Below are 26,390 nucleotides of genomic sequence, written 5' to 3'. Positions count from 1 at the left end.
CAAGGTGGCGAGGGGAGATCAGTCCGCCACCTACACCCCCTCAATACAAGCCGATCTCCCGCTGCTGGCGTCTTAGCCTGGACGGCAAGACGGAGTATTTGGTCTTGAAGGTCTTGCAGAAGTGGGTGCTGTCCGAGAACCCACACTCGTAGGCAATCTGCGACACCGAGCGATCGCTGTTCTGCACCAGCCAATGTGCGTGATCCAGACGCAATTCGCGCCAGAACACCGAAGGTGAAATGTTCAGGTTGGCGACGAAAATGCGGGTCAGCTGTTTTTCCGTGCAGCCGATCAGTCGTGCCAGCGCTTTGACGCTCAGGTGCACGTAGATGCGCTCGCGCATGATGGTCACGGCGCGCACAATGCGCCGGTCCGTCGCGTTGAGGGCCATTTCTTCTAGCGGGTGCAGCTTGGCGATGGCGAACGTGCTGTGATCGGTACCGGATACCAAGTAGTCCATAGCCTTCTTGGCGCGGGACACGCCGCAGTGACGCAGCACGATTTCCTTGGCCGCCTCCACCGATGCGATGCCGCCGGGACAGGTCAGGATGTTGCCGTCACGCACCATAGGTAAGCCCTGCATCGGCCGAACGTTGGGGTAGCGTTTTTGCAGGATCTGATCCAGCGAAAAGTGCACGGCGCAACGCCGGCCCTCCAGCAGGCCTGCTTCGGCGAGCACAAACGAACCGGTGCACAGGCCGATCAGTTTCACGTCTCGCGCGTGGGCCAGACGCAGGTAGTCTAGCAACTCGCCGGGAATGCCCTTTTCGGAGTGAATGGGCCCGCCGATCACCGTGATGTAGTCGTAGTACTCAGGCTCGCGGTAGAGCCGCTGCGGTTTGACCTCATAGCCACAGCTAGAAGGAATCGCGTCCCAGTTGTGCGACAGCAAGGCCCATTCGCAATAGATCTGTCGACCGAAATCCGACTCGTCGGCCGCATGGCGCAGGCAGTCGGTGAACAGCGCCAGGGGCGACAGAGTGAAATCCGGCGTCACCAGGATGCCGACTTTCAACGCAGGCTCGATAGCGGGGACAGATTTGCGTGGTCTTAACAGTGTTTCAAGCTCATCCGAAGTAGTAAACAACGTGGCCGCCCCTGGGTACAAATCTACCTATAGTTGTCCGTTTTTTACTATTAACGTGCCAGTGTCAAGAATAATCTGAGGCCAGCCCCCACCCAGGTGAACATTAACATGAAGACGTTGCCTCCTTGCGAAAACTCACTCATCGATCTGACCACTACCCGACGTAAATTCCTGCAAGGCGCTACGGTGCTCGGTGCGTCCCTGGCCGCAGGTTCTTCACTGTGGACCTCAACTATTTTTGCGGCCGTCCCTCCCAACCGTGGTGGACATTTGAAGGCAGGGCTTGCTGGCGGCTCGACCTCTGACTCACTGGACCCGACCACCTTCAGCGATACCTTCATGATTTCAGTAGGCTTCTCGGTTCGCGACAACCTCACCGAGCTGGGCCAGGACAACAGTATCAAACCCGCCTTGGCACAAAGCTGGGAAACCGACAGCGCAGCCAAAATCTGGCGCTTCACCCTGCGCAAAGGCGCGCAGTTCAGCAACGGCAAACCTCTGACGCCTGAAGACGTAATCGTCTCGATCAATGACCACCGCGGAGAGAACTCCAAGTCTGGTGCCAAGGCGCTGGTAGAAGGGGTAAGCACCATCAAGGCCGATGGCAGTGACGTGGTAGTGTTCGAATTGAAAAGCGGTAACGCCGACTTTCCATCAGTGTTGACCGACTATCACCTGAACATCGCCCCGGCCAAGGACGGTAAGCCGGACTGGGCCTCCGGCATCGGCACCGGCCTTTATGTGCTGGAGAAATTCGAACCCGGCATTCGTGCGTTACTTAAGCGCAACCCCAACGCCTGGCAATCAGATTTCGGCTTTTTCGACAGTGCCGAATTCCTCGCCATCAGCGATGACAATGCCCGCATGAGCGCACTGCTGACTGGCGAGGTCGATGTGATCAATCGCCTAGACGGCAAGACCATTGGGCTGCTCAAACGCAAGCCCAATGTGCGCGTACTCGATGTACCCAGCCGTACCCATTACTCGATGCCGATGTTCTCGGATATCACCCCCTTCAAAGACCCCAACGTGCGCCTGGCACTCAAGCACGCTATCGATCGCAAGGAGTTCCTCGACAAGGTGCTGCACGGTTACGGCCAGATCGGCAACGACCAACCCATCGGCCCGACTTTCCGCTACCACGCCAGCGATATTCCGCAGCGCGAATACGACCCCGAGAAAGCCCGGTTCTACCTCAAACAGGCCGGGCTGGATTCGCTCAGCGTCGACTATCACTGCGCCGATGGCGCCTACCTGGGAGCAGTGGACGGCGGTGTGCTGTTCCAGGCCAACGCGGCCAAGGCCGGGATCAAAATCAATGTGGTCAAGGAGCCAAACGACGGCTACTGGTCCAACGTCTGGTTGAAGAAACCGTTCATTGCGAGCAATTGGGGATCGCGAGCCAACGAAGACCTGATTCTGTCGCTGGGCTATCTGTCGAACGCAGCATGGAACGAGGGGCATTTTCGCAACGACAAGCTCGACAACCTGATCATCTCGGCGCGCAGCGAACTGGACGAGGATAAGCGCAAGCAGATGTACCACGACGTTCAGGTGCTGATCAGCGAAGAGGGTGGGTCGATCATTCCGGCGTTCGCCAACCTGATCCAGGGGCTGTCCAGCAAGGTCGCTACGTCCACTCAGATCGGCGGTGGCTGGGACATGGACGGCGGGCATTTTCTCAAGCGCTGGTGGCAAGCCTGAGGCTGCCCTGAGCGGACACGCACCACTCTTCAATAATAAGAAAGATTTAAGACAGCCCGTTCAAGAGCGCTGTCCTGAATAATCAGCACACTGTGAATCTGCCAATAGTAAAAATTATAAAGGGCTTGATCCTATGCGCACCCTCTTACCCAAGTTGGTTATGGGCCGATTATTACTGGGCTTGGTAACAGTATTCGTCATCTCTGCGATCATCTTTTCCGGCGTCTCGATGCTCCCTGGCGATCTAGCGCAGCAAATGCTCGGCCAGTCGGCCACACCGGAAAGCGTCGCCGCTTACCGCACGCAGTTGGGCCTCGACAAACCGCCGGTTGAACGCTACTTCGTCTGGTTGGCCCACACCCTCACTGGCGATTTCGGAACCTCTCTGGCCAACGGCCGGGAGATCTCCGAACTGATTGGCGCACGGCTGAGCAACACGCTGTTCCTGGCAGGGATGTCAGCACTCATCTCGGTGCCGCTGGCACTGGGGCTGGGGATTATGGCAGCGCTGTACCGCAACTCGGTGTTCGACCGGGTGGCCAGTGTCTCGACACTCACGGCGATTTCCTACCCGGAATTCTTCGTGGCCTACATCCTGGTTTTCCTGCTTGCGCAAAGCGGCTGGTTTCCCTCCATCTCCAGCGTTTCGCCGGACATGAGCCTCACCGAAAAAGCCTACCGGACTTTTCTTCCGGCCCTGACCATGACCATGGTGGTGACCGCTCACATGATGCGCATGACCCGGGCGGCGCTGATCAACCTACTCGGTTCGCCGTACATAGAGATGGCCCGGCTCAAAGGCGTCGGAGCCCTGCGCGTGGTGGTCCGGCATGCATTGCCCAATGCGCTGGGGATCGTGTTCAACGTCATCGCCCTGAACCTGGCGTACCTGGTGGTCGGGGTGGTCATCGTCGAGGTGGTCTTCGCCTATCCGGGGCTTGGCCAGTTGCTAGTGGACTCGGTGTCCAAGCGCGACATCGCCGTCGTGCAGGCTTGCAGCATGGTATTCGCCATCACATACATCCTGCTCAACCTGTTGGCTGACGTGCTCTCGACCGTCTGCAACCCTCGTTTGATACATCAGGAGTGAACACCATGAAGACCTGGAAAAAACGCCTGCGCAGTGTCTCCTGGAGCGCGTGGCTCGGCATGCTGGTGATTGCGATTTACGTGCTGGTCGCTGTGTTTGCGGACGTGCTAGCCCCCCATGGCGAGCGCGAGATCGTTGGCAGCGTCTATGAGCCCTGGGGTGCCGGGTTCATCCTGGGCACTGATAACCTGGGCCGAGACATGTTTTCGCGGCTGATCTACGGCGCGCGCAACACCGTCGGCATCGCCATGCTCACCACTGTACTAGCGTTCTCGGTGGGCAGCGTCACTGGGATTTTGTCCGCCACTCTCGGGGGCTGGCTTGACAGCGTATTGGGACGGGTGGTCGACGTGCTGATGGCGATCCCGCAGCTGATTTTTGCGCTGTTGCTGCTGACAATTTTCGGCGCCTCGATTCTCAACATGATCCTGATCATCGCCTTGCTCGACTCGACACGGGTATACCGGATCTCGCGAGCGGCAGCGATCAACGTGGTGGCCATGGACTACATCGAGGCCTCCCGGCTGCGCGGCGAAAAGCTTCCTTACCTGATCTTCAGCGAGGTGCTGCCCAACATCACGGCGCCGCTGACCGCCGAGTTCGGCCTGCGGTTTTGCTACGTGTTCCTGCTGATTTCGTCCTTGAGCTTTTTGGGGCTGGGCGTACAACCGCCCACCGCTGACTGGGGCTCGATGGTCCGTGACAGCGCCAACCTGATCTCATTCGGAGAAGTGACTCCTCTGGTGCCGGCTTTCGCCATTGCCTTGCTGACCGTCGCGGTCAATTTCGTGGCCGACTGGCTACTCAACCGCACCAGCGCTGCTAGGGGATAACGCCATGACCCACAACGAAACATTGCTGCAGATCAACGGCCTGTGCATCGAAGCGCGAGGCGAGGAAGGCTGGTCGAGGATCGTTCACAGCGTTGACCTGACCTTGCGCCGCGGCGAGATCTTGGGGCTGATCGGCGAGTCCGGTGCTGGCAAATCGACCGTCGGCCTGGCCGCTATGGGCTACAGCCGGGACGGGTGCCGTATTGCCGAAGGATCGATAATTTTCGACGGCATCGATCTGATGCGCGCCAGCGAAAAACAGCGGCAGGCGCTGCGCGGCACTCGCATTGCCTATGTCGCGCAATCGGCGGCCGCCAACTTCAACCCGGCGCATCGCCTGATCGACCAGTGCTGCGAAACCGCGGTGCTGCACGGGTTGATGAGTCGGGACGAAGCCTCGCGCGAAGCGGTCAGGCTGTATGAAAAACTGCGCCTGCCCAATCCTCAGGACATCGGCTTTCGCTACCCTCATCAGCTGTCCGGCGGCCAGTTGCAGCGGGCCATGACCGCCATGGCTATGCTCTGCAAACCCGACCTGATTATATTCGACGAACCGACCACGGCGCTCGACGTCACCACTCAGGTGGAAGTGATCGCGACCATCCGCGACGTGGTCAGGCAGTTCGGCGTAGCCGCGATCTACATCACCCATGACCTGGCCGTGGTCGCGCAAATGGCCGACACCATCAAGGTGCTGCGTCACGGCCGCGAGGTTGAGCAGGCTGACACTCGGACCATGCTGAGCGCGCCGCGAGAGGCCTATACCCGCTCGCTGTGGGCCGTGCGTACCCACCGGAACACGCCCAAGGCGCCGGTGTTGCCCGGACTGACTCCAATCATTCGAATCGATCACGTCACCGCGTCCTATGGTGGCTTGTCGGTGCCAGTGCTCAAGGACGTGACGTTCGACATACATCCGGGCAGAACAGTGGCGGTAGTGGGGGAATCCGGCTCCGGGAAATCCACGACCGCACGTTGCATCGCCGGGCTGCTTGCGCCATCCCAAGGGGTGGTGTCGTACAACGGTCGGGCATTGCCCAACCGCGTGAGCAAACGCAGCAAAGAGCAGTTGCGCGAGATACAGATGATCTACCAGATGGCCGACACCGCCCTGAATCCCAAGAAGCGCATTTCGGACATCATCGGTCGCCCAGTGCAGTTTTATCTCGGCCTCAAGGGCGAGCAGAAAAAGGCCCGTGTGCGCGAACTGCTGACCCTGATCGAGCTGGACCCGGACATCTATTACAACCGCCTGCCCACGGAACTATCAGGCGGCCAGAAACAGCGCATTGGCATCGCCCGGGCACTGGCGGCCAACCCGCGTTTCATCATCTGCGACGAGATCACCTCGGCGCTGGATCAGTTGGTAGCCGAAGGCATCCTGAAACTGCTTGATCGCCTGCAACAGGAGCTGAACCTGACCTACCTGTTCATCACCCACGATCTAGCCACGGTCAACGCCATCGCCGACGACGTCATCGTCATGCGCCACGGTCAGGTGGTCGATGTAGGGCTCAAGGAGAAGGTCTTCGCACCGCCTTATCACCCTTACACCGAGCTACTGCTGTCATCGGTCCCGCAGATGGACCCCGACTGGCTGACCCGGCATCTGGAAGCACGATCGCCACTTCTCAATGACCTCAAAGGGGGCGACGCGAAAAAAAAATCGTATGAGTTTACCTGATCCGCAGTCCTCAAATCACGGCTTAGGCATTCAAGCCCGGCCCACATTTGCTTACACATCAGTAGGGGTATCGTTATGCGTTGGAAGAAAACACTGCAGCTTCTGGATGTTCATTGTGAGGGGGAGGTTGGCAAAGTCATCCTTTCGGGCATTTATGACATTCCCGGCAACACTATGATGGCCAAGATGGACTACATTAATCACGAGAATGACAGCCTGCGCCGTTTTGTCTGCCTGGAACCTCGGGGTGCGGTGAATCAGACGGTGAACCTGATGATTCCGCCGTGCGACCCGACCGCCGACGCCGGTTTCATCGTGCTGCAGGCTGATGAAGCGCACCCGATGTCAGGCGCCAATACCATGTGCGTCGCCACCGCGCTGCTGGAAACCGGCATGCTTGAAATGCACGAGCCGCTGACCACGCTGCGCCTTGAAGCGCCGGCAGGCATCGTCACTGCACATGCCGAATGCCACGACGGCAAATGCGTGCGGGTCTCGCTGGACATGATTCCGGCCTATGTCGAAGCGCTGGATCAGGTGGTGCATACCGAGCGCTGGGGAGAGGTCAAACTCGATATCGCTTTTGGCGGCGTGTTCTACGCCGTGGTGTTCGTTGAGCAACTGGGCATCGAAATCACCCCGGATTACACCGCTGATCTGGTGGAGGCGGGCATGGTCATTAAGCGCGCGGCCAACGAGGCGTTCAGCGTAAAGCACCCTGATGTGCCCTCCATCGACCATATCGCCTATGCAATTTTCGCCCAGCGTCAGGCCGACAGCTCGGTGCGCACCTGCTGCACCTTGTGGCCGGGTCGTGTGGATCGTTCGCCTTGTGGCACCGGCAGCTCGGCGATTCTCTCGGTGTTGCATGCACGGGGGGAAGTGCAGGTGGGCGAGCAGTTCATCACGCGCTCGATCATCGACAGCGAGTTCCAGGTCAAGCTCCTGGGCCTGACCGAAGTGGGCGGCAAACCCGCCGTGCTGCCCAACGTCAGCGGCCGCTGCTGGACCTATGGCATGAGCCAATTGTCGCTCGACCCGACTGATCCATTCTCAAGGGGCTTTGCCCTACCGGATGCTTGGGGGGCCGAGGCCATTCATATCAAGTAAATTCTGAATGCGTGCTGCAAAGGTCCGCGCTAGAAAACTTCTGGTAGCCATTGCCTGTCAGCCCTTGATAGTCAGTATTCAGGCCCTCTCAATGAGCACCGACGTACTTAACTGTAGCGCCGAGCGGGCGGCTGTCTGCTCGGCGTAATTTCAGAGATCAGCCTCATCAATGCTTGAGGTCTGCTTTCGGCCGATTCTGTTGAAAACAGTCGGCCATGGTGTTCACCACAGAAAAGTACGCACATTGTAATCTGTACTTTGAAAAAGAAGATTCTGGGCTTAGATTTCGAGTAGCTGCGAGCAAAAAAGACATTTTAGAATTTAACACGTGCACAGCCTCGAAGAATCGATCTTTCACCATCGTCGTTAATAGCCGCCTAAAGCTTAAGCCGACCGACGAAAGCTAATTAGGATTCAATAAGTGAGCGACACATATTCATAAGTCTCTAGAAAGCCGATATGGCATGATTCAGTAGGCCGAAAACGAATGATTATGTTCACCGTCCTATGTTCATGGACGAGGCTTTATCTAATTGGTCCGACCTTTGGCGTCCAGGGACGCTGCAGTAGATGGACAGAAAGGCGCGTTGGAGAGACTGATACTAGTCCGCTATGCAGCCATTTAGACTGACCATTCCTAATTAACACAGCTACTGGATCGAAGGCCCCGCGCCATCGAACCGCGCCATGGCCTTTCTGCATTTCGGGGATGGCCGCTGATGTCGCTGATACCAAGGTGAGGTCGCCTAACCGCCCAATGGGCCGCAAATTAAGATTCCCAGCAAGGCGGATGCGCCGATCAATCTCTCCCAGGTCAGAGAAAGGTCCAGCTGTTGGATAATAGCCGGCATGACAATGCCCTTGCCGCCGACAATAAATCCAACGATCAGCATCCCACCCGAGATCAGCACCGCCAGTTTGGTGATGAACTTGCGCTGCTTATCAGACATAGCTTTAGACACCCGCCCTTGGCCTGGGATTGCGTATGAGGCAAGCGTCGACACGAATACTTCTCCTTGTCTTTTTTATGTTTATCGGCGCCGCCGCTCATAGGCAACTCGATAGCTGCCAGGCGCGGCGCCGAAGAAATCGCGGAAGCGTTTTTGGAAATGGGGAAGGCTGATGGCTTACCTGCGCGAATGGAAAATGGGCGATCCGCTCGATCCGCAGAACCGCGTGGGTGCGCTGGTAAGCAGCGACCACTTCGCCAAGGTCAAGTCCTACCTGGAGTACGCCGCCGAGTCCAGGCTCGCCGCGGTCTACGGGGGTGACACCCAGGATGACGCCTTTGTGCAACCTACCGTGATTGACGGAGTGGATCGAGACAGCCGTCTGTTCTAAGAGGAAATCTTCGGCCCGATTCTCTCAGTGTCCACCTTCAGTTCGCTGTCCGAGGCTGTCGCCATGGCCAATGACACGGCCTATGGCCTCGCTGCATCTGTCTACACCGGTAGCCTGCGCCGTGCGATCAAGCTGGCGCGGGAAATTCGTGCCGGGATCGTCACCGTCAACTGCTTTGGCGAAGGCGATGCTTCCACGCCGTTCGGTGGCTACAAGGAGTCCGGTTTTGGCGGGCGTGACAAGTCAGTCTTCGCCCACGACCAATACACTGAAATCAAGACTATCTGGATCGATGTGTCTGATCGGTCGGTGGACGAGACCGTAAAATGAGCACTCACACCATCAAGCGTCTGCCGGTAGATACCGGTGTTTCAGGCTGGGAAGCCATCTCTTCACGAGTGGCTCCCGTCCAATTGTTTGATGGGAATGTGACGGCGGATTGGCTGATCATCGGTGCGGGATTTGCCGGTTTGTCAGCTGCCCGCCGACTTTCCCAACTCAGGCCCGAGGACTCCATTGTCGTTGTCGATGCTCATAAGGTGGCGAAAGGGCCGGCGGGACGCAATTCAGGTTTCATGATCGATGTGCCGCACAGCCTGTCTTCCGGCGAGTATTCGGTGGCGGGAGAGTCGGCAACGGCGCTGGAGATCGAGCAAAATAGATTCGCGATCAAGTTCGCAGCGCTGGCCGCCGAAGAGTACGGCATGTCGGCGCAGACCTTCGACCCCTCCGGAAAGATCAACGCAGCGGCGTCTGAACGGGGGCTCAAGCTCAACGCGAAGTACGCTGCGTCGCTCGGCGGGATAGGAGAGCGTTTCGAGCTGTTCGATGCTGCACAGATGCGTGAAATCACCGGGACAAATTACTACCACGGCGGGCTCTATACCCCCGGCGCGGTAATGATTCAGCCGGCTCAGTACATTCAGGATCTGGCCCAGGGCTTGTTGGGGAAAATCACTCTCTATGAGCGCTCGCCCATTGTCGAGCTCTCTCAGGTGGGTAGTGGCTGGGTCGCTAAGTCCGCAAAGGGCAGCATCAATGCGCCAAAAGTCATTTTGGCCGTCAATGGACATGTGGAGGATTTCGGTCATTTCCAGGGACGGTTGCTGCATGTCTTCACTTACGCATCCATGACCGCCGCGTACCAGCACAGTAGCTTTGGGCGCGAAGTCTCCGGGCAACCTCGTTGGGCTTTGCTCCCAGCCGACCCGATGGGAGCGACGGTTCGCAAGATCACTACGGAGGAAGGTGCGCGTATTGTCATTCGGACAAAGTTCACCTACGACCCCAGCATCAAGGTATCGCCCGAGCGGGTGGCTGGCGTGGCGAAAGAGCAACGCATCTCCCTGGATGCGCGGTTTCCCGAGCTGAAGGGGACGCCCATCGAATTCAGCTGGGCAGGGCGGCTCAACCATCCAGGTAAGCGTTCAGAGCATCAAGCGGTGGTTTTGACTGAAGCGTGGCAGCTCCTGCTTGCCAGTGCATGTCGCTTCGCTCAGGGTCTGTTTTTTCCACCCCTCCGAGACCGGGATGGAGTGGAAGAGTGTTTCTTCCAACCGGGATCTGAGCGTCGTATCGATTCAGATTCGATATCAAGCTAGCAACATTGCCTTATCCACTTCTTATCGATTAGTAGCTAAGATTTCACGTATCTGCTGCCCATTGCGCATTCTCACCTCAGGTCTCGAAGAATAACTTACCAATCCCATACGAATCGAAACTGATTAGACCTGCTTGTAGCCTGAGTTGCAGTTGGGTTATCGACGTACCTACCGCGCTATATAAATTTGCCTTTTGATTGTAAGCCCAATTGAGGACACGATGAATTCACGGAAACTGCCGCGTGGTATTGCTATGCTGGTCATAAAAACTCAAGTTTCAGCAACTAATATCGGCCCGCCGGTAGAATTTGCCGAAGAACTTGATTGAAGGGTCGATTCAAGCGTTGACCTTATTCCAAAAACGACAAATCGTTCAAAAAACGACTTTTTCGTCAGACGGATAAAGCTTCCCTTGCCAAAAACGGAAGCAGTCGCTAGCTTGGATATATCTGATCAGATATCAGAATATTCGGTGACGGAGACGCTTCATGGACCTGCTCGTTCCACAGAAAAATTTAGCTTTCCCAAAGGTTGCAGTGATTGGCGCTGGTTTGATTGGTTGCAGCTGGGCAGCACTTTTTGCCGCTTCTGGCCGCAAGGTCAATATGTTTGATACCCGCCCGGAGGCTGCCGAGTTGATGGCGCAGTTCTGGGACTCGGTCAAACCAACCCTCATTCAACTGGGCCTCGCCACAGAAGCCACCGTTGTGCATTGGCAGGTATTCGACAACTTGGCCGACGCCGTCGGCGACGCAGATTTCGTACAAGAAAACATTCCTGAGCGCCTGCCTGCCAAACAGGCGCTGTATGCGCAAATGGAACCGTTACTGAAGCCGGCGGCGATCGTCGCTACCAGCTCCTCGGGCTTGAAGCTCTCAGACCTGCAGTCGCACTGGCATAACCCCAGTCGCATCATCATCGCGCACCCTTTCAATCCACCACATCTGATTCCCCTAGTGGAGCTGTATGGAAATGAGCGCACCGCAGCTGAAGTGTTGCCCGGCGCTACAGCGTTCTATGAAAGCTGCGGCAAGACCGTCATCACGCTGAAACGCGAGGTAATTGCCCATGTCGCCAACCGTTTGCAGGCAGCGTTGTGGCGCGAGGCGATTCACCTCGTGGCCGAAGGTGTGGCCAGCCTAAAGGACGTCGACACTGCGGTCAGTGCCGGCCCGGGGCTGCGCTGGGCGGTCATGGGCCCGCATCTGTTACTCAATCTTGGCGGTGGCGAGGGCGGCTTGCGGGCCTATTGCGAGCAGTTCAAGGACAGCTACCACACCTGGTGGGGTGACCTGGGCAAGCCGCAGTTGGACGCTCAAACCATCGACAGGCTGGTCGCCGAGTTGAACGAAGAAATTGCCGGGCGTGACTATGCACAGATTCGTCAAGAGCGCGACGACAAACTGGTGGCGATCTTGAGCGCGATGAAAGCGGTCGATGCCGTCAAGCCCGCGCCCATCAGTAACTGATTAGCCGGCGGCGCTGCGTTCTATGCGACAGCGCATCCCTTCAATGCGACAGCGCATCCCTTCAATGCTCGGAACCCATCAAGAGGTAATCATGAAACGCAAAGTGATATTGACATGCGCCGTGACCGGCGATGGCCCGCTCAACCCCAAGTACCCAGACTATCCTATCAATCCCGAGCAAATCGCCCGGGCTTGCCTGGACGCCGCCAAGGCAGGGGCCGCTTCGGTACATATTCACGGCCGCAATCCTGACACCGGCCTGGGCGATCGCTCCCCATCGATTTTCCGTGAAATCGTCGAGCGCATCCGAGCCGAAAACACTGAGGTGATCATCAACCTCACTACGGGCATGGGCGGCACGTTCGTTCCTGAGTTGCACAACGAAGCCTTGGCTCATCCGAGCACCGATGTCGGCACCGCTCAAGAGCGTGTGGGTCACGTGTTTGAAAATCGTCCTGAAATTTGCACGTTAGATGTCACCACCATGAACCTGGAGGGAGGTATCGCCGGTGCTCCCGACTGTGTGTTCATGAACACACCGGGTAAGTTGCGCGACATGGGCGACCTCATCAAGGAGGCCGGGGCCAAGCCGGAAATCGAAGTTTTTAACCCTGGCGATATCTTGCTTGCGTGCAAGCTCATGGAGGACGGCCATATCGATGCTCCGCCATTGTTCCAGCTGTGCCTCGGGGTGAAATGGTCGGCGCCGGCCGACGCCAAAACACTTTCGTATATGAAAGACCTGCTGCCTGCGAACGCGCTGTGGGGAGCATTTGGAGTGTCGCGTTTCCAAATGCCGATGGTTGCCTTGTCGACCGTCATGGGCGGTCATTGCCGCGTGGGCCTCGAAGACAACATCTACTTGGAACGTGGGGTATTTGCTACCAACGCGCAATTAGTCGAGCGAGCGTGCCGCATCATCCGTGACTTAGGTTGCGACGTTGCGACTCCAGACGAAGCGCGGGAAATATTGGGTCTAGCGCCCCGTGGCGGTATGTAAGTATGGGTAAATCAACCCTGCTTAGTTCCGCAGTCATTCACCCATGGCACTGCGACCACTATGGGCACATGAATACACGTCATTACGCGGCCTTCTTCGATGATGCGGTGTTTATTTTCTGGTCGCGCTGCGAGGTGCGTCTTAATGCCGATCAAGCATCGCGCGTTTTCCCAGTTACTGCGCAGATGACCACCGCATTTATTGCCGAAGCATCGGTAGGGACCATCGTTGACCTACATGCCGTCGTCTCTCGCATCGGTTCCAAGTCAGTCACGTTACGCCTGGAGATGCATGAACCATTGCATGAGAGGCTGCTGGCAACCTGTGATGTGGTGGAAGTATTTTTTGATAGCGGAACCCGCGCCAGCCATGCGATTCCGGAAGCGGTCCGCGGTTGCCTCCAAGCCCTAATTCCGGCCTTGGAGGCTGGCGCACAGTAAAAGACAGCCAGCGCGCAGAGCACGACGCTCATCGATAAAAGCGCCTATGTCCCAGTTGATTGAAGTCCGTATGGACCACTGCTCCCTATATAAGCGGGCAACGCGCCCGCAAATTGAAAAAAGTGAGGGCGTAATCATGATGTTAAGAAAGCAGGTTTTAGCGGTGCTGGTCACCGGCGCCATGAGCTTCGGGCTTAACGCCGTCGCGCACGCTGAGACGATCAGCTTCGTAGGATGGGGCGGGATGACGCAAGATCATCAGAATGAAACCATGGGCAAGCCGTTCACCAAGCAGACCGGCATTGACGTAGTGATGGATGGCCCCACCGATTACGGCAAATTCAAGGCCATGGTCGACAGCAAGAACGTGGAATGGGACGTGGTGGACGTCGAGGGTGATTTCGCCCTGCGTGCGGCTAACGAGGGCTTACTCGAGCCCTTGGACTTCAACGTAGTCGACCGTACCAAGCTCAACTCGTATTTTGTCAATGACCAAGGGGTAGGGGTGTTTCTCTACTCGTTCGTGCTCGGTTGGAACGCGGCCAAATTCCCCGGCGCCAATGCACCGGCCGACTGGAAGGCAATCTTCGATACCAGCAAATACCCGGGAAAGCGCGCTCTCTATCGTTGGCCAAGCCCAGGGGCATTGGAAATGGCCTTGCTTGCCGATGGCGTACCCGCCGATAAGCTGTACCCGCTGGATCTCGACCGCGCATTCAAGAAGCTCGACACCATCAAGAAGGACATCGTGTGGTGGAGCGGCGGTGCGCAGTCGCAACAGTTGTTGGCTTCAGGCGAAGCAAGCCTCGGTTCGTTCTGGAACGGCCGCGTTCTGGCTTTACAGCAAGACGGTGCGCCGGTAGCGCTTAACTGGGCGCAAAACTTGGTGATGGCCGATTACCTAGTCATACCCAAGGGCACCAAACACAAGGATGCGGCGATGAAGCTGCTGGCGTATGCCGTGACCGCCAAGCCACAGGCAGACTTCTCCAGCAAGATCCCCTATGCCCCTGTCAACACCGAGGCCGTTGCCCTGATCGACAAAGGCATGGCGCAGAACCTACCAACTGCGCACACCGACGGCCAGATCAATCTGGACCTGGCTTACTGGGCCAAGAACGGACCTGCCATTGCCGCTCGGTGGAACGAATGGCTGGTGAAGTGAAGCTCGCCATGGCGGTCGATACCAACCCTGCAGCGACCGCAGGCGAGAACATGCGCAAGAAACGCGTGGCCGGCAAATGGAAGGGGGTCGGCAACCTGGCACCTGCGGCGATATTTCTGGGCATCTTCTTCTTTGCGCCATTGCTGGGGTTATTGCTGCGAGGCGTTTTGGAACCGCAACCGGGGCTGGGTAACTACGTCCAGCTGTTCGCTAATGAGGCGTACAGCCGGGTGTTGTTCAACACTTTTTCGGTGGCGGGCGTAGTCACTTTGCTCAGCGTGCTGCTGGGGTTTCCGCTGGCCTGGGTGATCACCTTGGTACCCCGTGGCTGGGGCCGCTGGTTGATGAACATCGTATTGCTGTCGATGTGGACAAGCCTGCTGGCTCGTAGCTACGCGTGGTTGGTGATCTTGCAAGCCTCTGGGGTTGTCAACAAGGCACTGCTCGCGATGGGCGTCATCGACCACCCACTAGAGCTGGTGCACAACCTGACCGGTGTGGTGATAGGCATGACTTACATCATGATCCCGTTCATTGTGCTGCCGTTGCAGGCGACCCTGCAGGCCATCGATCCGATGGTGTTGCAGGCCGGCGCGATCTGCGGAGCCAGCCCGTGGCGAAACTTTGTCAAGGTGTTGTTGCCGCTGTGCCGCCCCGGCCTGTTTTCGGGGGCGCTGATGGTGTTCGTGATGTCGCTGGGGTATTACGTCACGCCTTCGCTGCTGGGGGGCGCACAGAACATGATGCTTCCGGAATTCATCGTGCAGCAAGTACAGACCTTCCTCAATTGGGGAATGGCCAGTGCGGCGGCGGCACTGCTGGTGATCATCACCCTGGTGCTGTTCTATTTCTACCTCAAACTCCAACCCGAGTCGCCAGTCGGCTCCAGCCATGGGAGGTGAACCATGCTCCTGACGCCAAACGCCATGGGCTTCAAGTTGCGTTTTGGGTTGTACGTCGGCACGGGCCTTATCGCACTACTGCTGCTTTTGCCTATCGTGTTCATCGTATTGTTATCATTCGGCTCATCGCAGTGGCTCGTATTCCCGCCGCCCGGCTGGAGTACCAAGTGGTACCTGCAGTTCTTCGCTGATGCGCAGTGGATGGGGGCTGCCTGGTCAAGCTTGAAGATTGCGCTGCTGACCATGGTGTTTGCCGTTGCGCTGGGGTTGCCTACGGCATTCGCTCTGGTGCGTGGGCGGTTTCCGGGGCGCGAGTTTCTATATGGATTGTTCACCTTGCCCATGATCGTGCCGCTCGTGATTGTAGCGGTCGCCGTATACGCCTTGTTTCTCAAGCTGGGCATGACCGGGACACTATTGGCGTTTGTAGTCAGCCACGTCATCGTTGCCTTGCCGTTCACCATTATTTCGATCATCAACTCGCTCAAGCTGTTCGATAAGTCGATCGAGGATGCGGCGGTCATCTGCGGCGCCTCACGGCGGCAGGCAATTTACAAGGTGACCTTTCCAGCCATTCGTCCTGGGCTGATAGGCGGCGCGCTTTTTGCGTTCCTGGTCTCTTGGGATGAAGTGGTGATGAGCGTGATGATGGCAAGCCCTACGTTGCAAACCCTGCCGGTGAAAATGTGGACCACGCTGAGGCAGGACCTCACACCGGTGATCGCGGTGGCCTCGACCCTCCTGATCGCCTTGTCCCTGCTGATCATGTTTGTGGGTGCCGCGCTTCGGCGACGCGCCGAAGCTCAACTTTCAAGGAGTTCATCATGAGTGCAGTCTTGAATGAAATGGCGCAACAGCCGCTGGTGAGCCTGCGGCAGTTGAACAAGTACTATGGCAACTTTGCTGCCGTGGACAATATTTCCCTGGAGATTCCCGAAGGCGAATTCCTGACCTTCCTCGGGTCAAGCGGTTCCGGCAAAAGCACCACCTTGGCAATGCTCGCAGGTTTCGAAATGCCCAGCAGCGGGGAAATATCGCTCGGTGGCAGGTCGCTGGTAAAGGTTCCTCCACACAAACGTGACATCGGCATGGTGTTCCAACGTTATTCGTTATTTCCTCACTTGAGCGTGCGCGATAACATCGGCTTCCCGCTGTCAATCCGTAACTTGCAAACAGCTGAAGTCAAGCGCAAGGTCGACGCGATGCTCAAGCTGGTCCAGCTGGAAAGCTTTGCCGAACGTCGACCCGCACAGCTCTCCGGCGGCCAGCAGCAACGTGTGGCCATCGCTCGCGCGCTGGTCTACGAACCACGCATGTTGCTGATGGATGAACCCTTGGGTGCGCTGGACAAGAAACTGCGCGAAGAATTGCAGGACGAACTACGCCATCTGCATCGGCGCCTTGGCCTGAATATCATTTACGTCACCCACGATCAGGAAGAAGCCATGCGCCTGTCCCAGCGCATCGCGATCTTCAGCCACGGCAAAATTGTCGGGCTTGGCACCGGCTACGATCTCTACCAGAACCCTCCAAACGCCTTCGTCGCGTCTTTCCTGGGCAACTCCAACTTCCTCGCGGCTACTGCGCAAGGCAACGCCAGCGCTATGTTCGAAGGCCAGTTGGTGGGCCTACGCCCGCAGCCAGGCGTTCAGACAGGGCAAGATCTGCGATTGATGATGCGTCCTGAAAAGGCCATCGCGCTGGGAGTCAACGAAGCGCGCAACACTCCCTTGGCGCCGGGCTGGAATGAAATCGGCGCAACGGTCACCGAACTGCTGTTCCTCGGAGAAAGTCAGACGTGCGCCGCGGTGACCGCTGGGGGCACGGCGCTGACAGTGAAGGCTTTGTCGCAGCCCGGGTTGGCAATCGTGCCCGGCAGTGAAGTGCGAATCCGTTGGGCCGTTGCCGATGCCTGCGTTTACACGTCCTGGCAATCGCAAGATTTGAAAAAGACCTGAAACGCTGAACCGAACCGGCCTGATGGAGTGACCCGATGCGCCGTGCTTATGCCTTGAGCGAATCGATGCGCGAGTTCATCGCTGAAACCTATCAATTCCAAGTCTCGGAACCTGGCATCGCTGGCGAGCGGGCGGCTTACTTGCGCATGGCGGCGCACTTTACGCCGCCTATGCCAGATGGATTAGTGCAAGTGGATGTGACCCCTGACAATTGCCCGCCACTACGTATCTATCGTTCCAAAACCGAGCGGATTTCTGCTTGGTCCACGGTGATGTATCTGCATGGGGGCGGTTGGGTCGTGGGAAACCTGGATTCGCACGATTTTGTCTGTCGCGAATTGGTGCACCGCACGGGCGCCCAGGTTGTCGCTGTGGATTACCGACTAGCGCCGGAATATCCGGCGCCTGCGGCGCTGCATGACGCAATGACTGCATGGCATTACTTGCAATCGATACCCGACGTAGACCGTGACTGCATGCTGGTTGCTGGCGACAGCGCCGGTGCGACTCTCGCTGCGGCCCTGAGCTTAGTATTGCGAGACTCCCAACAGCGCGCACCTCGAGGGCAAGCGTTGATCTACCCATTTCTGGGGACCGAGAATACCGCGTCGCGCGATGAGCACGCCGAGGCACCACTTCTCACCACCGCCCAGCTCGATTCTTATCTGCAGGCCTGGTTACCGGAGCAGCAGGCGGGTTCGCTGGTGTTGCCCTTAGCCACTGAGCGAGTGGAGGGGGTGGCACCCGCTTTCATTGCTGTCGCAGAGTTCGACCCTCTGCGCGACGACGGGGTTCTTTACGCGCAGCGTCTTGTCGAAGAGGCAGTCCCAGTCAAGCTCCTGGAAGCGCAAGGTTGGCTGCATGGTGGCTTGCGTGCTGCAGATTCTGAGCAGACAAAAGAGGTGATGAACGCAATGTGCGATTGGATCAGAAAACAAATCCTAATACACAGTGATATCTGATCACCAAGCTATTTACCTTGATATGCGACTGATATGATCAGTGCGATATCACCGACAATCGTTTTTTACAGTGCAGAGAAAATTGAGGATTTGCAGCAGTGTCACAGCAATTGTATGAGCTACCAGACTTCCAGGCCCGGCGCCCGGTTTCTGATCTGGAATATGTGTACGGTGCACTCAAGCAATCGTTCATGATTGGTGAGTTCGAACCAGGCCAACGACTCACCTTACCGCTCCTAGCCGAGGCGTTTGGTACGAGCCAGATGCCCATCCGCGAGGCGATGAACCGCCTAGTGGTCGCCCGTGCAATGGAAGCATTGCCACGCCGTTCTTTGCGGGTGCCCGAAGCGACCACGGAACGACTGGACGCCTTGCTGCCTCTGCGTTTGCTTCTCGAAGGCGAGGCCACTCGCTTGGCGGTAGAGAATGGTTGCGCGGGACATATCAATGAATTGATCACCATCAACCGGCAAATGGATTCGATGGTCGCTTCCGATGACCGCAAGGGCTACCTACGCCTTAATCAGAATTTTCACTTCACGCTTTATCGCCATTGCAACAACGAAGAGTTGATCGACATGATCGAATCATTGTGGATGCGCTATGGCCCTCTGATGAATGTGGTCCGTAGCAAGGTACTGTCGAGCACGGGGCATAAGGACCATGAAGCTATGATCACGGCGGTAAGCAACAGAGATGCCGACGCCGCTGCCACGGCCCTACGCAGCGATATCGCCGACGCTGCCAAGTCAATTCGGGCCGCCATCGCTACGCGCATGGGGCACTGACAGCGGCTGGCCTGCTTGGACAGCTCCGTTCAGGCAAGGAGCATCTTGATCAATCGACTGTCGTATTGACCGAATATTTTTTACACGCCGGCGCGAAGTATGTCGACGGTCCTTAGGCTTGTACCGAGTTCCTTGTCAATCCCTTGCTGGTTCAACCATCTACCAACGCCGCCACATCCCATCTGCGACCAGTAGGTGACCGGATGGTCTTGGCGCGCTGCTGCGAAAAGGTCGGTAAACGCCCACGCTGCGAGTAACACGCTTCTCCTAGCGGTGGCCGAAAACGATCGTTTCGGCTCCTTGCCTGGACTTTGTACGGGGCCGTGCCAAGGTTCAGAAGCAGGCTGACCATTTCAACATGTTCGATCCCCTCATCGGGGGTAAACCTGCCCCTGGCGATCAACCCGAACAGCGACCAGTACCTGGAAGAGCGTTTGCAGCTTCTGGACGAGCAGTGGCCACCGTCACCTGCCTGGCCAAGGACAATGAGCTGCCCGATGCCATCCTCACCGAGTCTGGACTGAAGATTACACCGCTAGATGCGGGTGCCGGATCGGGCGCAGGCGCTGATCGACCAGGCCAGTCAGCTACTGCCCCGTATCAAGATCACCGAACTGCTGATGGACGTAGACGACTGGACGGGCTTCAGCCGTCACTTCACCCACCTGAAGGACGGGGCCGAGGCCAAAGACCGGACGTTGCTGCTGTCCGCCATCCTGGGCGATGCGATCAACCTCGGGCTGACCAAGATGGCCGAATCGAGCCCCGGGCTGACTTATGCCAAGCTGTCTTGGCTGCGAGCCAGGCACATGCGCGACGAAACCTATTCGACGGCCCTGGCCGAACTGGTCAATTACCAGTACCGCCATGCCTTCGTCGCCCAATGGGGCGACGGCACGACCTCGTCTTCCGATGGTCAATGATCTTACCCAGCCCAAGTGGACATCCCGTTAAGCGATACACTGCAGCGAGGTGAACCATGGCAAGCCAGGCAAAGACGATGAAGAAGACCCGTATCCAGCATTCGCAGACCTACAAAGATGAAGCCCTGGCCTTGGCCGATCGCATCGGCATGAGCAAGGCCGCTGAGCAGCCCGGCCTTCATGCGTCACAGCTTTATGGCTGGAAAAGCAAGAAGCATCAGGCCGAGGACAATACCGAGCGCGAGCAGTCGCTGGCCGAAGAGAATGCACGGCTCAAGCGGCAGTTGGCTGAGCAGGCAGAGGAATTGGCCATCGTAAAAAAGGCCGCCGCGTACTTTGCCAGGAACCTCAAGTGAAGTACGCCTTCATACAGGCGCAGACGCCGCATTTCTCGATCAAAGCCATGTGTCGTGTGCTGGGCGTTGCCCGTAGCGGCTACTACACCTGGCGCTCATGTGGGGCATCAGTGCGTCTGCAACGAAGTGTTGAATTGGACAAACAGGTTGCCCATGCATTCGTTGCTCGTAAAGGCCGGAGCGGAGCGCCACGGTTGTGGTACGACCTGCAAGACGCCGGGCGGCCCTGTAATCGCAAGACCGTTGCCGCTTCGGTGCGCAGGCAAGGGCTACGTGCCAAAGCCGCCAGGAAGTTCAAGGCCACCACCTACTCGCGCCACACGTTGCCTGTAGCCGTGAATCTACTCAACCAGGATTTCACTGCCTCGGCACCGAACCAGAAATGGGTAGGCGATATCACCTACCTGCATACTGATGAGGGCTGGCTTTATCTGGCAACGGTTATCGACCTTTACTCCCGAATGGTCATTGGCTGGGCCATGAGTGAGCGTATGACTGCCGAGCTGGTCTGCGATGCCTTGCGCATGGCGTTGTGGCGGCGTAAACAGCCTCAAGGCGTGATCGTACATAGCGATCGTGACAGCCAATACTGCTCGGCGGCTTACCAGCAATTGATCGTCGCTCATCAACTCAAATGCAGCATGAGCGCTAAGGGCAAATGCTACGACAACGTGTGCGCGGAGAGCTTCTTCCACAGTTTGAAGATTGAATGCATTCATGGTGAGCGATTCAGCGGTCGCGCTCAGATGCGTGAAACCGTGTTCGAATATATCGAGATAGACTACAACCGCCAGCGGCGACATAGCACGCTGGGTCATATCAGCCCGCGAGCCTTCGAGGCTCGGATGAGTGCTTAAACCCGTGTCCACTGGTGCTGGGTAAGATCACCACGCTTCTGGGCTGGCGGCCGGGGCGAGAGCACAGGACACGTCAATCCGAGGTACGGTAGCGAGCCGGGACGGCTGTTCTACACCCATATCTCCGACCGGTACGCGCCGTTCATCACCCGCGTGGTGAATGTCGGCGTGCGCGATTCCACCTATGTGCTCGATGGCCTGCTGTACCATGAGGCCGACCATCGAGGAACACTACACCGACACGGTCGGCTTCACCGATCACGTCTTTGCCCTGATGACCTGCTAGGCTTACGCTTCGCGCCGCGCATCCGCGACCTGGGCGAAACCAAGCTGTATGTGCCGCAGGGTGTGCAGGCCTACCCGACGCTGCGCCCGCTGATAGGCGGCACGCTGAACATCAAGCACGTCCGCGCCCATTGGGACGACATCTTACGCCTGGCAAGTTCGGTCAAGCAGGGCACCGTTACTGCCTCGCTGATGTTGCGCGAGCTTGGCAGCTATCCGCGCCAAAACGGCCTGGCCGTCGCCCTGCGCGAGTTGGACGGGATCGAACGCACGCTGTTCATCCTCGACTGGCTGCAGAGCGTCGAACTGCGCCGCCGTGTGCATGCCGGGCTGAACAAGGGCGAGGCGCGCAACTCGCTGACCAGGGCAGTGTTCTTCAACCGCCTCGGCGAGATCAGGGATCGGAGCTTCGAGCAGCAACGCTACCGAGCCAGCGGCCTCAACTTGGAGACGGCTGCCATCGTGCTGTGGAACACGGCGTACCTGGAACGCGCCATCCAGGCGATGGGCGACGCGGGCAAGCCAATGGACGCGAGCTGTTGCAATATCTTTCGCCGCTGGACTGGGAGCACATCAACCTGACCGGCGGTTACGTTTGGCGACAGAGCCGTAGGCTGGAGAATGGGAACTTCGGCCCCTACAGCTGCTTGAAAAGCCTGAGCGTACGATTTTTTCCGTTTTCTCTATTCGCCCCATGGGGCACTGATGGCGGCGGCCTGCTTGGACAAATTCGTTCAAGCAATGAGCATCTTGACCAGATCGGCCGTCGTATTGACCGCGTATTTTTTTAGCAGGCTGGCGCGATGTATGTCAACGGTACGTGGGCTGATACCGAGTTCCTTGCCGATCTCCTTGCTGGTGCGACCGTCGACCAACAGCGCTGCCACATCCCGTTCGCGGCCAGTGAGCAGGGCGATCGGATGGTCCTGACGCCCTGCTGCGGAAAGGTCGGTAAACGCCCACGCCGCAAGTTCATATGGATCTTGCTGATTGAAGCCATAACCCCGTACGGTCGTCCAAAAGTGCGTGCCGTCGATACGTCGCATGATGCGGTCGTCAGTGAACACTGCCTTACGAGTCAGCAACGGCGCGATGCGTTCACCTGCGCTTTCAAAATCTTTCTCTTCCGGGTATAGCACCGCGAAGGACTGCCCTATGATCTCACTTCTTGAAGCGCGAAATATCTCCATGGCCCGAATATTACAATCGACCATCATCCTCTGTTTGGCGACGATGACCGCCACCGGCAAATGCAAAAACAAATCTGCATAATCAAGTTTTCCAATAGTTTGCATCATGAAAGTGCGCTCGCTTCATATTGGTGCCGCCAACTAACTCGCGTGACTCAGCATGGGGCATTGGATTTACGCTTTGATTACCTAGGTAAACGTTACCTATAGACCTACGTTATCCTACTTCCTATATTGATGTCACTACGCAACGACATAGAGAACGGCATATGAGTTTGCATGATGATGCAATAGTGATGGATGGACTCGTTGTTTCAAAATGGAGCGCCGACATCTTCAAGGATATGCGAAAAGGTGGTTTGACCGCAGCGAATTGCACTGTTTCAATCTGGGAGGACTTCATCGGCACGGTCGATAATATTATCGCATTCAAGAAACTGATCGAGGCGAATCAAGGTATAGTAAGCCTGGTCCGCGACACGGATGATATCCGTGCCGCCAAGCAGGCCGGCAAGACCGGTTTAATCCTCGGCTTTCAAAATAGCCACTGTTTTGAAGATCGTATCGAGTATGTGGGTTTGTTCAAAGAATTGGGGGTCGGTATCTCTCAGCTGACCTACAACACTCAGAACCTGATTGGCACCGGTTGCTATGAGCGTGACGGCGGGCTGTCTGGTTTTGGCCGCGAGATTATCGCGGAAATGAATAAAGTTGGCATGCTGGTGGACCTTTCCCATGTGGGGGCATTAACCTCTGAAGAGGCCATTCTGGCGTCGAGCAAGCCTGTCTGCTACTCGCATTGCCTGCCTACCGGGCTGAAGGAACATCCGCGCAACAAGTCTGACGAACAATTGCGGCTTATCGCAGATCGTGGTGGCTTCGTGGGCGTTACCATGTTTCCACCTTTCCTAAAGCGCGGTGCGGATGCCACCGTGGAAGATTACGTTGAGGCCATTCAATACACTCTGAATGTGGTGGGCGAAGACGCAGTGGGGATCGGCACCGACTTCACCCAAGGGTACGATAAAGGCTTCTTTGACTGGATCACCCATGACAAGGGAGCCTACCGCAAGCTCACCACCTTCGGCCCGATCATCAACCCGCTGGGTATTCGCACACTAGGCGAATACCCCAACTTGACCGAGGCCATGCAAGCGGCTGGCATGCCCGAGCGGGTCATCGAAAAAGTACTGGGGTTGAACTGGCTGCGAGTGCTCGATGATGTTTGGCGAGTCTAGCATTCGCTCATAATTATATCTCAGAGAGAAATTTCCATGCACGAGCCATCCTCCCTTGGCGGTAATACTGCAGGCGCGGTCATTATTAAGCTCGATCCAGCCGATCTGCTGTATCGTCGAGTGGCCGGGCGCCTTGTTCCTTTTCTGTTGATTTGCTACGTCGTAGCCTATCTGGATCGTATCAACGTCGGCTTTGCCAAGCTGCAAATGCAGGATGCATTAGGTTTTAGTGATGCCGTATATGGGCTAGGTGCGGGTATATTCTTTATCGGTTACTTTCTTTTTGAAGTGCCGAGCAATCTGTTATTGCAAAAGGTCGGGGCTAAAAGAACTATTGCTCGCATCATGATTTGCTGGGGCATCATCGGTTGCCTGATGGCGCTGGTTGCCACCCCGATGCAGTTATATGTGCTGCGCTTCCTGCTTGGAGTGTTCGAGGCCGGGTTCTTTCCAGGCGTCGTTTACTTCCTTGGCTGCTGGTTTCCCGAGGCGCGGCGCGGCCAGGTGCTGGGGATTTTCATGGTCGGCATCCCGGTCGCCGGGCTGCTCGGTGGGCCTATCTCCGGCTGGGCGATGCAAGGCCTTGATCAAGTGGCCAATGTTCAGGGCTGGCAATGGCTTTACATCATTGAAGCGCTCCCGGCCGTAGTGCTGGGCGTGCTCGCGATCTTTATTCTTGATGACAATATCGACGAGGCCAAGTGGCTGAACAGTGATGAGAAGCGGCTGCTCCATTCGGCTGTCACGGCCGAGGCACGCCGTCATCAAGGCCAGGCGTCCTCGCTGATGCAACTGCTGAGTAACCCGCAGCTGTACATCATGAGCTTCACTTACTTCGCATTCATCTGTGGCACGTACGCGGTCAGCTTTTGGTTGCCAACCATGCTCAAGGCCGGTGGCGCCACCAGTGCGGCACAGATCGGCTGGCTGTCGGCGATTCCCTACGGCGTCACGATGGCTGCCATGGTGCTGCTGTGTCGTCGATCTGACCAACGCCGTGAGCGGCGTTGGCACACGGCGCTTCCAGCGGTTATCGGCGCCATAGCGTTGGCGGCATTGCCGGCCGCCAGCGCCAACCTGGCAATAGTGGTGTGCCTGTTAGCCGTCGCCACTGCGGGGATCGTGTCAACCATGCCCCTGTTTTGGTCGCTGGCCACTGATTATTACGCTGGGCATCCCGGTGCCGCCGGTGCGATCGCACTCATCAACAGCCTCGGCCTGATCGGCGGGTTCGCCAGCCCTTCGGCAATCGGTTGGTTGAAGACGGTTACCGGTTCGCTCACCAGCGGGCTGTATCTGGTCACTGGAGTCGTGCTGCTCGGCGCTATCGCAGTGCTCTGCTCTGGGCGAGTCCGCCGTGCCAACTGAAACACTTTCTTCAGGTCGGCGCTAGGCATGCGTCGGCGCGACATTGTTCACTCTGGAGCGTTAGAGCTATGAAATCAGCAGCAATCGTAGGAACCGGCCTGATCGGTCAAGGCTGGGCCATCGTTTTCGCCAGGGCAGGTTGGGACGTCAAGCTTCACGATCCCCAGCCCGGTGCAGCGCAACGTGCCCAGCAACTGATTGACGTGCAACTCGAAACCTTACTTCAGGAAGGATTGATCACTGACGCCAAGGGCGCCAGCTCACGAATCCAGGTTGCCGAAAGCTTGGAGCAAGCGCTGACGGGCGTTGCTTACGTGCAGGAAAGTTCGCCTGAAATCCTTGAGGTCAAACGTTCGCTGTTCGAGCAGCTTGATCGGTTCGCACCGGCCGACGCGATTATTGGCAGTTCTACCTCGACCATGCCCGCCAGCGAGTTCACCAAGCATTTGCCGGGCCGCCATCGTTGCCTGGTGGCGCACCCCGTCAACCCGACCTACTTGGTTCCGATCGTCGAGCTGTGCGGTGCGCCCTGGACCTCCAGCGAAGCGGTCGATCAAGCCCGTGCGCTGTTGGCCAGCGTCGGACAGAAACCGGTGATTCTTAACAAGGAGATCGAAGGGTTCGTACTGAACCGGCTGCAAGGCGCGGTGCTGCACGAAGCCTTCCGCCTGTTCAGCGAAGGCATCGCCAGCGCCGAGGACATCGACGCCACCATTAAGCACGGCCTCGGTTTGCGTTGGGCTTTCATCGGGCCGTTCGAGACCATCGACCTCAACTCACCTAACGGCATCGCCGAGTACTGCGAGCGTTACAGCAGCGTCTACGAGTCGATTGGCGCCTCGCTGGGTAAATGCGTGCCGTGGAAAGGCGAAACCCTAAGCCAGGTCAACCGCGAGCGCCGTGAGCAGGTTCCTGCCGAACAACTCGAAGAACGCCGCCTGTGGCGCGACCGCGAGTTGATGGGCTTGGTCCGCCAGCTGTATCGGCGCTGATCGCGGCGCCCGGTCAGTGGGCGAACCGCTTTGCCTTCATCCAGGTT

General features: G+C 57.5%; 22 protein-coding genes and 3 pseudogenes. 22 read left to right on the top strand and 3 right to left on the bottom strand.

The genetic code is table 11. From position 1 onward, the window contains the following. Window positions 1-40 precede the first annotated feature (40 nt). Window positions 41-1,015: a GlxA family transcriptional regulator gene (locus tag AC4LE2_RS14925; RefSeq protein WP_491826499.1), complete on the bottom strand. Its 975-nt coding sequence runs from the start codon at window positions 1,013-1,015 to the stop codon at window positions 41-43. Between the two features lie 180 nt (window positions 1,016-1,195). Between AC4LE2_RS14925 and AC4LE2_RS14920 the strand changes: the two genes are divergently transcribed. From AC4LE2_RS14920 to AC4LE2_RS14900, 5 genes are all read left to right on the top strand, one after another. Next, the gene (locus AC4LE2_RS14920; protein WP_491826498.1) at window positions 1,196-2,791 is read left to right on the top strand and encodes an ABC transporter substrate-binding protein; all 1,596 of its coding nucleotides are present in this window, start codon (window positions 1,196-1,198) and stop codon (window positions 2,789-2,791) included. Window positions 2,792-2,924: 133 nt separating this feature from the next. Then, complete coding sequence (locus AC4LE2_RS14915) at window positions 2,925-3,881, top strand: ABC transporter permease (protein ID WP_491826497.1); 957 nt, start codon at window positions 2,925-2,927, stop codon at window positions 3,879-3,881. A gap of 5 nt (window positions 3,882-3,886) precedes the next feature. Continuing rightward, entirely contained in the window at window positions 3,887-4,714 is an 828-nt protein-coding gene (locus AC4LE2_RS14910) for an ABC transporter permease (protein ID WP_491826496.1), read from the top strand. 4 nt (window positions 4,715-4,718) lie between these two features. Beyond that, a complete protein-coding gene (locus tag AC4LE2_RS14905; RefSeq protein WP_491826495.1) occupies window positions 4,719-6,398 on the top strand; it encodes an ABC transporter ATP-binding protein in 1,680 nt (559 codons plus the stop codon). Between the two features lie 75 nt (window positions 6,399-6,473). Continuing rightward, a complete protein-coding gene (locus AC4LE2_RS14900; protein WP_491826494.1) occupies window positions 6,474-7,508 on the top strand; it encodes a proline racemase family protein in 1,035 nt (344 codons plus the stop codon). Window positions 7,509-8,254: 746 nt separating this feature from the next. Here the strand turns inward: AC4LE2_RS14900 and AC4LE2_RS14895 are convergent. Beyond that, window positions 8,255-8,458: a hypothetical protein gene (locus AC4LE2_RS14895; protein WP_491826493.1), complete on the bottom strand. Its 204-nt coding sequence runs from the start codon at window positions 8,456-8,458 to the stop codon at window positions 8,255-8,257. Between the two features lie 166 nt (window positions 8,459-8,624). Here AC4LE2_RS14895 and AC4LE2_RS14890 point away from each other — a divergent pair. The 14 genes and pseudogenes from AC4LE2_RS14890 to AC4LE2_RS14825 form a co-directional block, all read left to right on the top strand. Beyond that, window positions 8,625-9,179, top strand: a pseudogene (locus tag AC4LE2_RS14890) (aldehyde dehydrogenase family protein); the annotation flags it as partial. Further along, window positions 9,176-10,258: pseudogene (locus AC4LE2_RS14885) on the top strand (NAD(P)/FAD-dependent oxidoreductase); the annotation flags it as partial. The pseudogenes AC4LE2_RS14890 and AC4LE2_RS14885, both read left to right, overlap by 4 nt. 680 nt (window positions 10,259-10,938) lie before the next feature. Continuing rightward, on the top strand, window positions 10,939-11,919 hold the full coding sequence (locus AC4LE2_RS14880) for a 3-hydroxyacyl-CoA dehydrogenase NAD-binding domain-containing protein (RefSeq protein ID WP_491826492.1): 981 nt from the start codon (window positions 10,939-10,941) through the stop codon (window positions 11,917-11,919). A gap of 91 nt (window positions 11,920-12,010) precedes the next feature. Continuing rightward, entirely contained in the window at window positions 12,011-12,919 is a 909-nt protein-coding gene (locus AC4LE2_RS14875) for a beta-keto acid cleavage family enzyme (protein WP_491826491.1), read from the top strand. 2 nt (window positions 12,920-12,921) lie between these two features. Then, window positions 12,922-13,359, top strand: coding sequence for an acyl-CoA thioesterase (locus AC4LE2_RS14870; protein ID WP_491826490.1), 438 nt, complete (start codon window positions 12,922-12,924; stop codon window positions 13,357-13,359). Between the two features lie 136 nt (window positions 13,360-13,495). Continuing rightward, the gene (locus tag AC4LE2_RS14865) at window positions 13,496-14,524 is read left to right on the top strand and encodes an ABC transporter substrate-binding protein (RefSeq protein ID WP_491826489.1); all 1,029 of its coding nucleotides are present in this window, start codon (window positions 13,496-13,498) and stop codon (window positions 14,522-14,524) included. Beyond that, complete coding sequence (locus AC4LE2_RS14860) at window positions 14,509-15,426, top strand: ABC transporter permease (RefSeq protein WP_491826488.1); 918 nt, start codon at window positions 14,509-14,511, stop codon at window positions 15,424-15,426. The genes AC4LE2_RS14865 and AC4LE2_RS14860 overlap by 16 nt, the downstream gene beginning before the upstream one ends. Before the next feature lie 3 nt (window positions 15,427-15,429). Next, on the top strand, window positions 15,430-16,254 hold the full coding sequence (locus AC4LE2_RS14855) for an ABC transporter permease (protein WP_491826487.1): 825 nt from the start codon (window positions 15,430-15,432) through the stop codon (window positions 16,252-16,254). Beyond that, a complete protein-coding gene (locus AC4LE2_RS14850; RefSeq protein WP_491826486.1) occupies window positions 16,251-17,384 on the top strand; it encodes an ABC transporter ATP-binding protein in 1,134 nt (377 codons plus the stop codon). The genes AC4LE2_RS14855 and AC4LE2_RS14850 overlap by 4 nt, the downstream gene beginning before the upstream one ends. 35 nt (window positions 17,385-17,419) lie before the next feature. Continuing rightward, window positions 17,420-18,346, top strand: a complete 927-nt coding sequence (locus AC4LE2_RS14845) for an alpha/beta hydrolase (RefSeq protein WP_491826485.1) — start codon at window positions 17,420-17,422, stop codon at window positions 18,344-18,346. Window positions 18,347-18,444: 98 nt separating this feature from the next. Further along, window positions 18,445-19,134: a GntR family transcriptional regulator gene (locus AC4LE2_RS14840; protein ID WP_491826484.1), complete on the top strand. Its 690-nt coding sequence runs from the start codon at window positions 18,445-18,447 to the stop codon at window positions 19,132-19,134. Window positions 19,135-19,520: 386 nt separating this feature from the next. Then, window positions 19,521-20,054: pseudogene (locus AC4LE2_RS14835) on the top strand (Tn3 family transposase); the annotation flags it as partial. Between the two features lie 59 nt (window positions 20,055-20,113). Next, window positions 20,114-21,270 (top strand): IS3 family transposase gene (locus AC4LE2_RS14830; protein ID WP_491826483.1). Its coding sequence is split into 2 segments (ribosomal slippage): window positions 20,114-20,372 and window positions 20,372-21,270, totalling 1,158 coding nucleotides; the frame shifts between segments, so codons are not numbered across the junction. Window positions 21,271-21,375: 105 nt separating this feature from the next. After that, window positions 21,376-22,137 (top strand): Tn3 family transposase, encoded by a 762-nt coding sequence (locus AC4LE2_RS14825; protein ID WP_491828147.1) that lies wholly within the window; start codon window positions 21,376-21,378, stop codon window positions 22,135-22,137. Between the two features lie 152 nt (window positions 22,138-22,289). Here the strand turns inward: AC4LE2_RS14825 and AC4LE2_RS14820 are convergent, their stop codons facing one another. After that, complete coding sequence (locus AC4LE2_RS14820; protein ID WP_491826482.1) at window positions 22,290-22,853, bottom strand: helix-turn-helix transcriptional regulator; 564 nt, start codon at window positions 22,851-22,853, stop codon at window positions 22,290-22,292. A gap of 161 nt (window positions 22,854-23,014) precedes the next feature. On the opposite strand from AC4LE2_RS14820, the gene AC4LE2_RS14815 reads away from it, so the two are divergent. From AC4LE2_RS14815 to AC4LE2_RS14805, 3 genes are all read left to right on the top strand, one after another. Next, window positions 23,015-23,983, top strand: coding sequence for a dipeptidase (locus tag AC4LE2_RS14815; RefSeq protein WP_491826481.1), 969 nt, complete (start codon window positions 23,015-23,017; stop codon window positions 23,981-23,983). Between the two features lie 36 nt (window positions 23,984-24,019). After that, window positions 24,020-25,351, top strand: coding sequence for an MFS transporter (locus AC4LE2_RS14810; RefSeq protein ID WP_491826480.1), 1,332 nt, complete (start codon window positions 24,020-24,022; stop codon window positions 25,349-25,351). A gap of 68 nt (window positions 25,352-25,419) precedes the next feature. Then, window positions 25,420-26,343, top strand: a complete 924-nt coding sequence (locus AC4LE2_RS14805; RefSeq protein WP_491826479.1) for a 3-hydroxyacyl-CoA dehydrogenase — start codon at window positions 25,420-25,422, stop codon at window positions 26,341-26,343. The last annotated feature ends 47 nt before the right edge of the window (window positions 26,344-26,390 follow it).

This window comes from Pseudomonas sp. 9.3L, from assembly GCF_058536285.1.
Note: the sequence above shows the minus strand (reverse complement) of the source record. Positions and strands in the feature narration are given on the sequence as shown.

Excerpts from the sequence above, each read along its gene's own strand:
- AC4LE2_RS14920 (WP_491826498.1), top strand. The coding sequence starts at position 1,196 with ATGAAGACGTTGCCTCCTTGCGAAAACTCACTCATCGATCTGACCACT.
- AC4LE2_RS14915 (WP_491826497.1), top strand. The coding sequence starts at position 2,925 with ATGCGCACCCTCTTACCCAAGTTGGTTATGGGCCGATTATTACTGGGC.
- AC4LE2_RS14910 (WP_491826496.1), top strand. The coding sequence starts at position 3,887 with ATGAAGACCTGGAAAAAACGCCTGCGCAGTGTCTCCTGGAGCGCGTGG.
- AC4LE2_RS14905 (WP_491826495.1), top strand. The coding sequence starts at position 4,719 with ATGACCCACAACGAAACATTGCTGCAGATCAACGGCCTGTGCATCGAA.
- AC4LE2_RS14900 (WP_491826494.1), top strand. The coding sequence starts at position 6,474 with ATGCGTTGGAAGAAAACACTGCAGCTTCTGGATGTTCATTGTGAGGGG.
- AC4LE2_RS14895 (WP_491826493.1), bottom strand. The coding sequence starts at position 8,458 with ATGTCTGATAAGCAGCGCAAGTTCATCACCAAACTGGCGGTGCTGATC.
- AC4LE2_RS14880 (WP_491826492.1), top strand. The coding sequence starts at position 10,939 with ATGGACCTGCTCGTTCCACAGAAAAATTTAGCTTTCCCAAAGGTTGCA.
- AC4LE2_RS14875 (WP_491826491.1), top strand. The coding sequence starts at position 12,011 with ATGAAACGCAAAGTGATATTGACATGCGCCGTGACCGGCGATGGCCCG.
- AC4LE2_RS14870 (WP_491826490.1), top strand. The coding sequence starts at position 12,922 with ATGGGTAAATCAACCCTGCTTAGTTCCGCAGTCATTCACCCATGGCAC.
- AC4LE2_RS14865 (WP_491826489.1), top strand. The coding sequence starts at position 13,496 with ATGATGTTAAGAAAGCAGGTTTTAGCGGTGCTGGTCACCGGCGCCATG.
- AC4LE2_RS14860 (WP_491826488.1), top strand. The coding sequence starts at position 14,509 with ATGGCTGGTGAAGTGAAGCTCGCCATGGCGGTCGATACCAACCCTGCA.
- AC4LE2_RS14855 (WP_491826487.1), top strand. The coding sequence starts at position 15,430 with ATGCTCCTGACGCCAAACGCCATGGGCTTCAAGTTGCGTTTTGGGTTG.
- AC4LE2_RS14850 (WP_491826486.1), top strand. The coding sequence starts at position 16,251 with ATGAGTGCAGTCTTGAATGAAATGGCGCAACAGCCGCTGGTGAGCCTG.
- AC4LE2_RS14845 (WP_491826485.1), top strand. The coding sequence starts at position 17,420 with ATGCGCCGTGCTTATGCCTTGAGCGAATCGATGCGCGAGTTCATCGCT.
- AC4LE2_RS14820 (WP_491826482.1), bottom strand. The coding sequence starts at position 22,853 with ATGATGCAAACTATTGGAAAACTTGATTATGCAGATTTGTTTTTGCAT.
- AC4LE2_RS14815 (WP_491826481.1), top strand. The coding sequence starts at position 23,015 with ATGAGTTTGCATGATGATGCAATAGTGATGGATGGACTCGTTGTTTCA.
- AC4LE2_RS14810 (WP_491826480.1), top strand. The coding sequence starts at position 24,020 with ATGCACGAGCCATCCTCCCTTGGCGGTAATACTGCAGGCGCGGTCATT.
- AC4LE2_RS14805 (WP_491826479.1), top strand. The coding sequence starts at position 25,420 with ATGAAATCAGCAGCAATCGTAGGAACCGGCCTGATCGGTCAAGGCTGG.